Genomic DNA, 12,507 nt, shown 5'->3' on the forward strand with positions numbered 1-12,507 from the left:
ACACACAACCAGTCATTCCCGCCGACTATAATCGGCGGCGTTATTTCTGGTTGTTAATTTCGTAATCCTTTTCCTCTTTCAATTAATCGCCACACCATGACATACAACGCTATTACAAACAAAATAAGCATTGAAAAAGTGATCCAAAGTGAAACATCAGTTATGCCTAAAAAACCATAACGAAATCCATTAATCATATAAACAATGGGATTAAATTTGGATACCCATTGCCAAAAAGTTGGTAGCATAGTGATTGAATAAAACACACCTCCCAAATAAGTTAATGGCGTTAATACGAATGTGGGAATAATACTAATATCATCGAAAGTTTTAGCATATACCGCATTTAATAAACCTGCTAATGAAAACAGAATTGAAGTTAATAACAATGTGTAACCGACGAAAAACCATGAGTAGACTTGATAATTAACAAAAAATAGCGATACAATTGTGACTAATATTCCCGTTAAAATACCGCGTATCACCCCTCCCCCAACAAACCCACAAATTATGATGTGTGTAGGCACAGGAGCTACTAATAACTCTTCTATATTCCGCTGAAATTTGGCACTGAAAAAGGATGAACAAACATTTGTGTAGGAGTTAGTAATTACCGACATCATGATTAATCCCGGTACAATAAAAGCCATATAACTATAGCCCCCCATATTACCTACACGTGAACCAATTAAATTCCCAAAAATAATAAAATAAAGAGACATCGTAATCACAGGTGGAATCATTGTTTGGATCCAAATTCTTAAAAATCGAACTACCTCTTTACGCCAAATACTTTTTAAGGCTATCCAATATAAATTATTCATTATTCACTCCTTGCTTTTGTGTATCATTACGCAGTAATTCAACAAATAATTCTTCCAGCCTATTAGCTTTATTTCGCATACTTATCACTTTGATTTGCTGTTGATTAAGCTGTTCAAATAACTGGTTTAAACCATATTGTTTATCAAATTTAACCTCTAACATTCCCGGCTCGATATCTAAAAATGAATATCCTTTTAATGCAATAGGTGTAGATGTTGGTAAATAATCAATAATAATTGTTTCAGATTGACTATTAGCTAGTAAATCACGCATTGATGAATTAGCAATAAGCTCACCACGTTGAATAATACCGATATGCCTACATAAAATCTCGGCTTCTTCTAAATAATGTGTAGTTAAAATAATGGTAATTCCTTGACGGTTTATTTCATGAAGAAAATTATGCATAGAACGACGTAATTCAATATCAACACCTGCGGTAGGTTCATCTAAAATTAATAATTTAGGCTCATGGACAAGTGCCCTTGCTATCATTAACCTTCTTTTCATACCACCTGATAACATACCTGCTCGGCTATAGCGCTTATTCCATAAATCTAAAATACGTAAATATTTTTCAGCTCGCTCTAATGCCAACTTCCGTGGTAATCCATAATAACCACCTTGATTAGCAACGATTTGAAGCACTCCTTCAAATTGGTTAAAATTAAAATCTTGTGGAACCAAACCAATCTGCCTTTTAGCATTCACTACGTCGCTATCTAAATCGTATCCAAAAATTTTAACTGTTCCTGATGTTTTGGTGACTAACGAACTAATAATACCAATAGTTGTTGATTTACCGGCCCCATTAGGCCCAAGCAATGCATAAAAATCCCCTGCTTGCACTGTTAAATTAATACCTTTTAAAGCTTCTACACCATTTTTATAAATTTTTTTGAGCCCAGTTAGCTCAAGTGCAGGAATAGATGACATGAATAAATCCTAAGTGAATAAATTATGATTAAAGAGATATAAGATCATATTTGATGAAATTTAATATTGACAATATAATCAATTATTGTAAAGGTATTTTTAGTATTATTTAATGTTGATATTAAGATAAAACATGATTCAATGCCTAAATTATAATTATTTAAACAACGATTAAACTTTGCAAAAGTTTTATTATAATTAGGTTCACCAGTAATTTTATTTTAAATTGATTTGAATACTCCCTTCATTAAGGAATAGATATTATGTTTAAAATTGGGTTAATTTCTGTATCGGATAGAGCTTCAAGTGGCATCTATAAAGACGAAGGCATTCCCACTTTAGCTTCATGGCTAAAAAAATCAATAAAAACACCTTTTGAAACTATCGATCGCGTGATTCCTGATGAACAATCAATTATTAAACAAACCTTATGTGAATTAGTTGATAAGTTAAATTGTAATTTAATTTTAACAACGGGGGGGACAGGTCCAGCTCTCAGAGATGTCACGCCAGATGCAACACTTGCAATAGCGGATCGGATTATGCCAGGCATTGGTGAGCAAATGCGTCAGATTAGTTTGCATTTTGTACCAACTGCCATCTTGTCTCGACAAGTGGGTGTGATTCGCAAAAAATGTTTAATTTTAAATTTACCAGGTAGACCCAAATCCATTCAAGAAACCTTAGAAGGTGTTAAAGACTCCCAAGGCAATGTGATTGTAAATGGTATTTTTGCTAGTATTCCTTATTGTATACAGCTTTTAGAAGGACCTTATATTGAAACCCATGAATTAATAGTCAAATCTTTTCGTCCTAAAGATGCATTTAAATCAAATACTTAATATTATGCAAATTTAATGGATAATTATTTAACTAATATTAATAATTTTAGATTGTCCCATTAAAAATGACAATTAACTAGTTAAAAAATATTTATAATTGGTATCAATCGAAATTATGATTAATAAATGCCAAACATAATATAAAAATATTTTCATCTAAATAGAAATAAACTCAATCTGAAGGAACATTATGAAACAAGATGCTCTCACTAAAACATTTAAAGAGATGCTTAGCCAAGAAAAGTTCAGCTCACAAGTCGAAATAGTGCAAGCACTGCAAGAACAGGGATTTGATAATATAAATCAATCTAAAATATCGAGAATGTTAACTAAATTTGGGGCAGTTAGAACTCGTAATGCAAAGTCTGAAATGGTCTATTGTTTGCCAGCTGAAATGAGTGTACCGACCACAAGTAGCCCATTAAAAAACTTAGTTCTTGATATTGATTATAACAGTTCAATGGTTGTTATTCATACTAGCCCAGGAGCAGCTCAACTTATTGCGAGATTACTTGACTCGATTGGTAAAGCCGAAGGAATTTTAGGTTCAATTGCTGGTGATGATACAATTTTTAGTACACCCACTAAAGGCTGTACAGTTAAAAAATTGTATCAAATTATTCTAGAATTATTTGAACAAGAATTGTAATCCCACTTAACTTAAATTTTAGTGAATAAGTAATTTTTTCATATTTAACATATTGACACAATTTACAAAATCGTTAATTCTATATAGCAATGATTTTGTAACTTAAGTTACAAGAACGAAGAGGCGCATTACTCAGGCGAATTATTTTAGGGACTGGAACCGTTGAAAATAATTGAGGGGATGTAATGCCGAGGTTTGTTTGATAATCCAGAAATCAATCAAATCAACTGCAAGGGCTGAATCCCTTGGGTTGTCACCATACCAGGTGGAGCGCTTCATGGTTTGTACTTCTTTGCTTTAATTGTAAATAGGACATTACCTCGCTCTATCTCTTTTAAAAATAAAAAATTTTTAATATGAGGAATCCATGGAAACATCATTTGTAATTGCTAAATTTGGAGGTACTAGTGTTGCTAATTACCAAGCAATGGTAAATAGTGCTAATATCGTCATCACAAATCCCAAAATTAAAGTCGTTGTATTATCTGCATCGGCTGGTATTACCAATTTACTCATTGCATTAGCTGAAGGTCGGGATGCAGAGGTAAGAGCACAACATATTGCTAAAATTCAAGCTATCCAATACGGAATTTTAGAACAACTACCTGAAAACCCAAATCTGCGTGCAGAAATAGACCAGATTATCCTAAATATTGCCTCTTTATCCGAGGCTGCCAGTTTGGCTACATCATTAGCACTGACCGATGAGTTAGTCAGCTACGGTGAAATTATGTCTTCAAAACTTTTTGTTGAGATATTAAAAGAAAAGCAAAAAAATATATTATGGTTTGATGTCCGCAAAGTGATGCGTACAGATGATAAATTTGGTAAAGCGACTCCCAAAATAGAAGAAATCAAACAACTTTGTTGCGCACATTTAAAATCATTAAATAATAATTCTATTATTGTCACTCAAGGTTTTATTGGTTGTGAAAGCTCAGGCAAAACCACCACTTTGGGTCGTGGCGGCAGTGATTATACCGCAGCTTTATTAGGCGAAGCATTAAATGCTACACAAATTGATATTTGGACTGATGTTGCAGGTATTTATACTACTGATCCTCGCATTACTCCTGCAGCAAAACGAATTGATGAAATTTCCTTTGCTGAAGCTGCTGAAATGGCTACTTTTGGAGCAAAAGTGTTGCATCCTGCAACCCTTGTTCCTGCTGTACGGAGTAATATTCCAGTGTTTGTTGGTTCAAGCAAAGAACCACAAGTTGGTGGCACAATTGTCTATAATACTCATAGTATAAAAGCTGAATTACCATCATTTAGAGCGTTAGCCTTACGCCGTAAACAAACATTATTAACAATTACTAGTTTAAATATGCTGCATGCACAAGGCTTTTTAGCTAATGTATTTACAATACTTGCTAAACATAACATTTCAGTTGATTTAGTGACAACATCAGAAGTCAGCATAGCACTTACTATTGATACCACCGGCACCTACACCAATGGTACCAGCTTATTAACCAAAGCACTATTTGATGAACTATCTACCGTTTGCCATGTTGATGTTGAAGAGGATTTAGCATTAATTGCAATTATTGGTAATAATTTAACTTCAACTAAAGGCATAGTTAAAGAAGTTTTTGGCGCACTAGATGATTTTGTTATCAGGCTTTGTTGCTATGGTGCAAGCACTCATAATCTCTGTTTATTATCAAAAAGTCATGATGCTGAAGAAATTATTAAAATTCTGCATAGAACAATATTTGAATAATTGCCTTTAGAGGGAGTTAAATCTTCCTCTATTTTCTTAACTAATCTACATTTTAAATCGATTAAAAAATAAATTGTAAAGCACCATAAAATATCTAAACATTTACCAAAAAAAATTATAAAATAGTAATCATTATATGAATTACAATTTGTTCGTTACGTTCATATAACTATACTTAATTTTCAATTATTTGTCTTTTTTATATAGTTTCACTAACAGCAATTTATACGTTTCAAAAGTTGTGTTAATTTTTACTTATTAAAGCTAATCAGCAAGATAATATTAAACTTAATCAAATAAAGGAAAATTATCATGGGTATTTTAAGTTGGATTATTCTAGGATTAATTGCCGGTTGGATTGCCAAATTTTTTATGCCTCTAGGAAGTGTTGGTGTGGTAAAAACAATTCTACTTGGTATTGCTGGAGCATTAGTTGGCGGTTATATAAGTACTTTTTTAGGTTGGGGAACTGTAACTGGCTTTAATTTCCCTAGCTTGTTCATTTCAGTACTAGGTGCGGTTCTACTAATTTATATTTATCGCCTATTCAAATAATATTTTATATGCAATCAAAATTGGCGGGGAATTACCGCCAATTTCTTGCTCAATTGTCTTTTTATCTTATCCTTTATTTAAAGAATTTTTTATTATCCGTAAGCAAAAGAACCGCAAAGTATTGATATAGAAAATGATAGACCAACATTTTTAACACATTGATAACAACAAAAACGATGGTTGCAATAATCAATATAGGATAAAATAGTATTCTTTTAAGTTTGTTATAAGTTTTTAGAGCGCAATTTTACTTGCTAATGCCATACGATGAAATGCCTCCCTTCAAATATCTAATGACAAAGTATCCATGTCCATTTATTTTCGTTGAAAACAATTATAATAAGTAATTTCGTTATATCTAGATTTTTGTTATATTAATCGCTAGAATCAATTACCAACAAATAGTAAACTATAATGTTAAAAATATTCAATACATTAACACGCAAAAAAGAAATATTTCAACCAATTACCCCTAATAGAGTTGGACTCTATGTTTGTGGAGTGACGATTTACGATCTTTGTCATATTGGTCACGGACGTACTTTCGTAGCTTTCGATGTTGTCGCACGTTATTTACGTTTTTTAGGTTACGATTTAACTTATGTTCGTAATATTACTGATGTTGATGACAAAATAATTAGACGTGCGTTCGAAAATGGTGAAACCTGTGATCAACTAACAGATAGAATGCTACAAGAGATGTATGCCGATTTTGATGCACTAAATATTCGTCGACCTGATATAGAGCCTCGTGCAACTCATCATATACCACAAATTATCAAATTAGTTGAAGAGCTTCTCGAAAAAAAACATGCATATATTGCCAATAATGGTGATGTCATGTTTTCGGTAGACAGCGATCCGAATTACGGTATTTTATCTCGCCAAAATTTAGAACAATTACAAGCTGGTGCTCGAGTTGAAGTTGTTGATGTTAAACAAAACCCAATGGATTTTGTATTATGGAAAATGTCAAAACCTAACGAACCAAGTTGGGATTCACCATGGGGTAAAGGACGCCCTGGTTGGCACATTGAATGTTCAGCAATGAACAGCTATCAATTAGGTAATCACTTTGATATTCACGGTGGCGGTTCAGATTTAATGTTTCCACATCATGAAAACGAAATTGCCCAATCAACTTGTGCGCATAACGGTCAATATGTAAATTACTGGATGCACTCAGGTATGGTGATGGTCGACCAAGAAAAAATGTCAAAATCACTCAATAATTTTTTCACTATTCGCGATGTATTAAAGCATTATGATGCTGAAACAGTACGTTATTTTTTACTATCTGGTCATTATCGTAGTCAGTTAAATTATAGTGAAGATAATTTAAAACAAGCAAGAATGGCACTTGAGCGACTATATACAGCCTTGCGAGATACTGATGCGAATCATCCACATACAACACCTGATAGTAATTATTATCGCCAGTTTTGTAACGCCATGGATGACGACTTTAATACGCCAGAAGCTTATTCAACGCTTTTTGATCTGGCTCGTGAAATAAACAAAGCCAAAGCCGATAATAATATGCAACTCGCTAATGAATTAGCAGCTGAATTACGTTATCTATCAGCAGTTCTTGGATTATTAGAGCAAGATCCTATTAAATTTTTACAAGGTGATAAGCAAGATGATGTTGATGTTGCATTAGTTGAAACATTAATAAAACAACGTAATGAAGCAAGAGCCAGCAAAAATTGGGCACAGGCTGATGAAGCTCGTGACAAACTAAATGCAATGAATATTGTTCTTGAAGACAGTGCAAACGGCACAACATGGCGCAAAAAAGCTAAAAGCTAACATACTTAGAATTGATATTTTGATTAATAGATAAGATACTACATTAAACAGTATCAACCTTAAAATAGCACCCACAAATCTGTGGGTGTTTCTATTTGTCATCAATGTAAAATTTTATTAATCGAAGTTAAAATGCCACGCAAAATATTTAGTTCCTGTTGTTCAATACGAGCACGTGTAAATAATCGCCGCAAACGTCCCATAATTTGCCCTGGATGATTGGCATTAATAAAGCCTGTCTGTAACAAGGTTTGTTCTAAATGCTGGTAAAAGCGCTCTATATCAGCATCTATAGGAAACTCAGTTTCAACCATTTTCTCATTTTCCTTTTCAGATTGCTGATCTTCAAGATTGAGCATTGACATGCGAATTTCATAACACAAAACCTGTACCGACATAGCAAGATTTAAAGAACTATAACTAGGGTTAGCTGGAATTCCAACATGATAATGGCACTTTTGCAATTCTTCATTAGTTAAACCAACACGCTCACGACCAAATACCAAAGCGACTTGAGTATGGAGATTTGAGGCTTCTTGAATAATCTTATCGCCACATTTTTTGGGGGTTAAATATGGCCACTGTAAACTACGAGAGCGAGCACTAGTACCAACCACTAAAGTACAATCAGCAATAGCTTGTTCAAGTGAAGAAAAGATTTGTGCATTTTTTATAATATCACTGGCACCAGCAGCTAACGAAATCGATTGAGAATCAGGCTTTATGATCGGATTAACTAAACAAAGGTTAGTTAATCCCATGGTTTTCATTGCTCTCGCAACGGAGCCCATATTACCTGTATGAGATGTTTCAACCAAAACAATCTTCACATTATCTAAATAACTCACATTGTCCTCATTATTGAATAATTACCTATAACACAGGATAAACTAAATAATTATTAAAACAGTATATATCAAAATCATGGTAAAATCAGTTTCAGTCCGTCACATGCTATGCAATATTCAGACAATGGAATCCATTTTAAAATTAAATTAATAAAAATTAGATAAAAACAAATATCTTATTGACGAAACTAAAATAATTTGCCTATGTAGTAACAACATTTAAATTAAATTTGTTAATAAAAAAGGAAATCAATTATGAGTTTAAGTATCACTAGTCAACAAATGGATGTTACCTCTGCTATTTGTAGCTATCTAGAAGATAAGTTTTCGAAGTTAGATAAATGAAGAGCACTGCTAATCAACCCTCATTTTATTTAAAGAATCAGATGAATTTATTGTTAGTGCGACAATTGCCACCAAAGGAACCTCATTTGTTGCTTCTGCCAAACATATTGATATGTATACTGCAATTAATGGCCTTATTGATAAACTTGAAAAACAACTTAATAAACTACAACGCAAAAACGAATCTAGCTGCGCGAATAACAGCATAAAAAACACACTATTACAAGAAGGAATTTAATTTATCAATTTTCTTGATTGAATAAAAAAGCACTTTGATGGTGTCTTTATTTTTTTGCTTGTTATAATACAAATCACTTTTTTTAAATATCTAATAAAAATGACTGCAAATCCTTTGTTACCATTACGAGATAAAATTAATAAACTTGATAAAACATTACTAGAGCTTATTGCCGAGCGGCGTCAACTTTCAACACAGGTAATTCATACTAAAATTGAAGCAAACATTCCTGTCCGTGATATTGATCGTGAGCGTTCACTTATCAAAACCTTAATCAATGAAGGAAAAAACTATCATCTTGATGATATTTTCATTAAACGCTTATATCAATTAATTATTGAAGACTCTGTACTATTACAACAAAAAATCTTACAAGAAAAGATAAATCTAAGTACAATCACCACTGCCAAAGTTGCCTTTTTAGGACCCAAAGGATCTTATTCGCATTCTGCTGCTCGCCGCTATGCTAGCACTCACTTAGATGAAATGATTGAATTAAGCTGTTCAACCTTTAAAGAGATTTTTGAACAAGTCGAAAATGGTGCCGTAAATTATGGAATTTTACCAATAGAAAACTCAAGTTCTGGCTCAATTAATGAAGTTTATGATTTATTGCAAAAAACTAATCTGCATATTATTGGTGAGATCTCTTTGCCTATTGATCATTGTGTTCTTGCTATACAAAATTCACAGCTAGAGCAAATCGATACTATTTATAGCCATCCACAACCATTCCAGCAATGTAGTAACTTCTTAGAGAACTACCCTCATTGGAAAATCATATACTGCGATAGTACTTCATCAGCAATGGAAACTATAGCTAAATTGAATCAACCTAATATTGCAGCTATGGGTAATAAAGATGGTGGTGAATTATATGGTCTACAAGTCCTTGAACATAATTTTGCTAATCAAAAAGAAAACATTACTCGTTTTATTGTGTTAGCTCGTCAGCCGATAGAGGTATCTGATCAAATCCCGGCTAAAACCACAATTCTAATGAAAACAGGTCAGCAAGCAGGTGCTTTAGTTGATGCGCTATCAGTATTACGTAACCATAACATTGTTATGACTAAACTCGAATCACGCCCAATTCATGGTACACCTTGGGAAGAGATGTTTTATATCGATTTGCAAGGTAACATTCATTCTTATGAAATGCAAACAGCACTCAAAGAATTGGCATCAATGACTTTATATACTAAGGTACTAGGGTGCTATCCTAGTGATTCTATTGTTGCTGCAATGTAATGGCTATGACAATACGACACTTTTCGCAAGCGGTCCTTACGTGGTATGAACAATATGGCAGAAAAACGTTACCATGGCAGGTCAAAAAAAGCTCTTATCATGTTTGGTTGTCTGAAGTGATGCTACAGCAAACCCAAGTTGCTACAGTCATTCCTTACTTTAATCGTTTTATTGAGCGCTTCCCACAAATAACAGATTTAGCAAAAGCGCCAATTGATGATGTATTGCATCTTTGGACTGGATTTGGTTATTACGCAAGAGCGCGTAATTTACATAAAGCAGCACAATTAATTGTTGATAAATTTAATGGTATTTTCCCTACAAAGTTCGATGATGTTATCGGGCTTCCAGGTATAGGGCGCTCCACAGCCGGTGCAATTTTATCTCTTGCACAAAATCAACATTACCCAATTTTAGATGGAAATGTAAAACGTGTTTTAGCCCGATACTTTACTGTTGAAGGTTGGCCGGGTATTAAAACTGTCGAAAATAGACTCTGGCAATTAAGTGAGCAAGTCACACCAAAACACAAAGTAGAAAAATTTAATCAAGCTATGATGGATATTGGTGCTATGGTTTGTACACGCACTAAGCCTAAATGCGCCTTATGCCCATTGCAAAATCATTGTCTAGCATATAAAAACGAAAGCTGGCGACTCTATCCCACAAAAAAAACTAAAAATACCATTCCCGAAAAGATAGCCTATTTTTTAATGCTGGAATATAATCATGCAATTTGGCTTGAAAAAAGGCCTCCATCTGGTATTTGGGGAGGGTTGTATTGTTTCCCTCAATTTTCCAGTAAACAAGCAATAGCTGACTGGTTAAAAAAACAAGGTATCGAAACAACAGCACTAAAGCAACTTGTTGCATTTCGCCACACATTTAGTCATTTCCACTTAGATATTTTTCCTATTCATTGTGTCATTACCAAGTATACAAAATGTTTCAATGAATCTGTTGGCTATTGGTATAACCTAAAATCTAACAACGCAAAAATAGGTCTTGCTACCCCTGTTTATAACTTATTAAAACAAACAGTTTAATCACGATTTATTATCAATATTGGTGCACTTTTTAGTGCATCATTATTATTCTTGTTTAACTATAATTTGCTAAGCGCATTAGATCATGCAATCTTTAGTTCAGTTTACTTATTTTATGGTTGGATTGTTATTTCTGGAATAGATTCTTAATCTATTAAGTATCATAATTGATTTATATACTGAAACACATACTTACCTGAAAGTTTTTGACAGACACAATAATAACTAGATATAAGTTTAAATTAAATATGCATAGCATATTTAATCAGTTGCTTTTTTAATAGCTGACTATTATCAATAACATTCATACCAATTGTTCTTAACGTCTTTTTCAACAAATTATCACCATTAAACATATCTTGAATAGTTTGCATGGCCGTGAGCATAACTAACGCATCTTTGCGACGATTAAATTCAAATGATTTTAAATTTTTTACAAGCCCAATATCTTTATTAGTTTCAATTAATTGTTTAATGGTTGAAACTAACAAAGCAGAATCTTGAAAACCTAAATTTACCCCTTGTCCTGCTAAAGGGTGAATAGTATGAGCTGCATCGCCAATAAGTACTAATCGATGCTTAATAAATTGTTTAGCAAACCGCGCTTTTAATGGAAATACCATTCTAGGGTTAATTAACTGACATTTACCGACTTTATCACCAGTTAACCGAAATAATTCGTTCGAAAATTCTGATTCGGAAAGTGAAGTTAAAGTAGATGCATTATCTGGTTTTGTCGACCAAACTAAGCAACTTTTATTTGCATTCCAAAGAGGAAGAAAAGCAATAATTCCATTGGGATAAAACACTTGTCTAGCACAGGATTGATGAGGATATTCAGTTTGAACAGTTGTAATGACAGCATGATGAAGATAATCACGCTCAAGAACAGAAATATTTTCACTCCTACGCACCCAAGAATGAGCACCATCAGCGCCTATCATTAATTTAGCTTGTAAAACAGTTTTATTTGCAAGTGTCAAAAAGGCAAAATCATCATTAAATGTACAATCAATTGCTTCATAACTATAAATATTAATATTCGGACATTTTAAGACAAACTGGTAAAGGGAATGAGAAATGACATTATTTTCAATTATGTATCCAAGATTAGAATAACCGTAATCTTTGGCTCGAACAGACAAATGGGCTAGACCATTTTTTTCCCATACACCTATCTCGGTAAATTCCTGTACGCGGTTGCTATTGCATAAATCATCCCATATACCTATTTTTGAAAAGTAACGCTGGCTAGCGCCATTAATAGCAGAAGCTCTAATACTCATTTCAGCATGTGGCAAGAATTCATGCTGATGAATTTTAGTATCTATAATCGCAATGTTTAAATCACATTGGTTAAGTGCACAAGCAGTGGCTAAACCAACTAATCCACCACCAACAATTACTACATCAAATTGTAAATTCATACTC

Annotated in this window: 11 protein-coding genes, 1 pseudogene and 1 riboswitch; of the genes and pseudogenes, 8 read left to right on the top strand and 4 right to left on the bottom strand. The window is 33.2% G+C overall.

Annotation, left to right across the window (positions count from 1 at the left end; genetic code table 11):
- Positions 1–53: 53 nt before the first annotated feature.
- Positions 54–824: an ABC transporter permease gene (locus A9G34_RS08250; RefSeq protein WP_034943889.1), complete on the bottom strand. Its 771-nt coding sequence runs from the start codon at positions 822–824 to the stop codon at positions 54–56.
- Entirely contained in the window at positions 817–1,761 is a 945-nt protein-coding gene (locus A9G34_RS08255; protein ID WP_065569417.1) for an ABC transporter ATP-binding protein, read from the bottom strand. Before A9G34_RS08255 ends, A9G34_RS08250 begins: the two co-directional genes overlap by 8 nt.
- 263 nt (positions 1,762–2,024) lie before the next feature.
- Between A9G34_RS08255 and mog the strand changes: the two genes are divergently transcribed.
- The 5 genes from mog to cysS all read left to right on the top strand — a co-directional run bounded on the left by mog (position 2,025) and on the right by cysS (position 7,348).
- Positions 2,025–2,603, top strand: a complete 579-nt coding sequence (gene mog, locus A9G34_RS08260) for a molybdopterin adenylyltransferase (protein ID WP_065569418.1) — start codon at positions 2,025–2,027, stop codon at positions 2,601–2,603.
- 190 nt (positions 2,604–2,793) lie between these two features.
- Positions 2,794–3,252: a transcriptional regulator ArgR gene (argR, locus tag A9G34_RS08265; protein ID WP_034943898.1), complete on the top strand. Its 459-nt coding sequence runs from the start codon at positions 2,794–2,796 to the stop codon at positions 3,250–3,252.
- A gap of 110 nt (positions 3,253–3,362) precedes the next feature.
- Positions 3,363–3,536, top strand: a riboswitch (Lysine riboswitch).
- Positions 3,537–3,619: 83 nt separating this feature from the next.
- Positions 3,620–4,981 carry a lysine-sensitive aspartokinase 3 gene (gene lysC, locus A9G34_RS08270; RefSeq protein ID WP_065569419.1) on the top strand — a complete coding sequence of 454 codons (1,362 nt, stop codon included), beginning with the start codon at positions 3,620–3,622 and terminating at the stop codon, positions 4,979–4,981.
- A 312-nt stretch (positions 4,982–5,293) separates the two neighbouring features.
- Positions 5,294–5,536 (top strand): GlsB/YeaQ/YmgE family stress response membrane protein, encoded by a 243-nt coding sequence (locus tag A9G34_RS08275; protein ID WP_034943904.1) that lies wholly within the window; start codon positions 5,294–5,296, stop codon positions 5,534–5,536.
- A gap of 414 nt (positions 5,537–5,950) precedes the next feature.
- Positions 5,951–7,348 (top strand): cysteine--tRNA ligase, encoded by a 1,398-nt coding sequence (cysS, locus tag A9G34_RS08280; protein ID WP_065569420.1) that lies wholly within the window; start codon positions 5,951–5,953, stop codon positions 7,346–7,348.
- Between the two features lie 101 nt (positions 7,349–7,449).
- On the opposite strand, the gene trmJ is transcribed toward cysS, so the two are convergent.
- Positions 7,450–8,139 carry a tRNA (cytosine(32)/uridine(32)-2'-O)-methyltransferase TrmJ gene (gene trmJ, locus A9G34_RS08285; RefSeq protein ID WP_065569471.1) on the bottom strand — a complete coding sequence of 230 codons (690 nt, stop codon included), beginning with the start codon at positions 8,137–8,139 and terminating at the stop codon, positions 7,450–7,452.
- Between the two features lie 312 nt (positions 8,140–8,451).
- On the opposite strand from trmJ, the pseudogene hpf reads away from it, so the two are divergent.
- From hpf to mutY, 3 genes and pseudogenes are all read left to right on the top strand, one after another.
- A pseudogene (gene hpf, locus A9G34_RS08290) lies at positions 8,452–8,779 on the top strand (ribosome hibernation-promoting factor, HPF/YfiA family).
- 99 nt (positions 8,780–8,878) lie between these two features.
- Positions 8,879–10,030, top strand: coding sequence for a bifunctional chorismate mutase/prephenate dehydratase (pheA, locus tag A9G34_RS08295; protein WP_065569421.1), 1,152 nt, complete (start codon positions 8,879–8,881; stop codon positions 10,028–10,030).
- Between the two features lie 5 nt (positions 10,031–10,035).
- Positions 10,036–11,076: an A/G-specific adenine glycosylase gene (gene mutY, locus A9G34_RS08300; protein ID WP_065569472.1), complete on the top strand. Its 1,041-nt coding sequence runs from the start codon at positions 10,036–10,038 to the stop codon at positions 11,074–11,076.
- Positions 11,077–11,318: 242 nt separating this feature from the next.
- Here the strand turns inward: mutY and A9G34_RS08305 are convergent, their stop codons facing one another.
- The gene (locus A9G34_RS08305) at positions 11,319–12,503 is read right to left on the bottom strand and encodes an FAD-dependent monooxygenase (protein ID WP_065569422.1); all 1,185 of its coding nucleotides are present in this window, start codon (positions 12,501–12,503) and stop codon (positions 11,319–11,321) included.
- Between the last annotated feature and the right edge of the window lie 4 nt (positions 12,504–12,507).

This window comes from Gilliamella sp. Choc4-2 (genome assembly GCF_001690355.1).
GTDB classification, from domain to species: domain Bacteria; phylum Pseudomonadota; class Gammaproteobacteria; order Enterobacterales; family Orbaceae; genus Gilliamella; species Gilliamella apicola_A.

Excerpts from the sequence above, each read along its gene's own strand:
- A9G34_RS08250 (WP_034943889.1), bottom strand. The coding sequence starts at position 824 with ATGAATAATTTATATTGGATAGCCTTAAAAAGTATTTGGCGTAAAGAG.
- A9G34_RS08255 (WP_065569417.1), bottom strand. The coding sequence starts at position 1,761 with ATGTCATCTATTCCTGCACTTGAGCTAACTGGGCTCAAAAAAATTTAT.
- mog (WP_065569418.1), top strand. The coding sequence starts at position 2,025 with ATGTTTAAAATTGGGTTAATTTCTGTATCGGATAGAGCTTCAAGTGGC.
- argR (WP_034943898.1), top strand. The coding sequence starts at position 2,794 with ATGAAACAAGATGCTCTCACTAAAACATTTAAAGAGATGCTTAGCCAA.
- lysC (WP_065569419.1), top strand. The coding sequence starts at position 3,620 with ATGGAAACATCATTTGTAATTGCTAAATTTGGAGGTACTAGTGTTGCT.
- A9G34_RS08275 (WP_034943904.1), top strand. The coding sequence starts at position 5,294 with ATGGGTATTTTAAGTTGGATTATTCTAGGATTAATTGCCGGTTGGATT.
- cysS (WP_065569420.1), top strand. The coding sequence starts at position 5,951 with ATGTTAAAAATATTCAATACATTAACACGCAAAAAAGAAATATTTCAA.
- trmJ (WP_065569471.1), bottom strand. The coding sequence starts at position 8,139 with ATGGGCTCCGTTGCGAGAGCAATGAAAACCATGGGATTAACTAACCTT.
- pheA (WP_065569421.1), top strand. The coding sequence starts at position 8,879 with ATGACTGCAAATCCTTTGTTACCATTACGAGATAAAATTAATAAACTT.
- mutY (WP_065569472.1), top strand. The coding sequence starts at position 10,036 with ATGACAATACGACACTTTTCGCAAGCGGTCCTTACGTGGTATGAACAA.
- A9G34_RS08305 (WP_065569422.1), bottom strand. The coding sequence starts at position 12,503 with ATGAATTTACAATTTGATGTAGTAATTGTTGGTGGTGGATTAGTTGGT.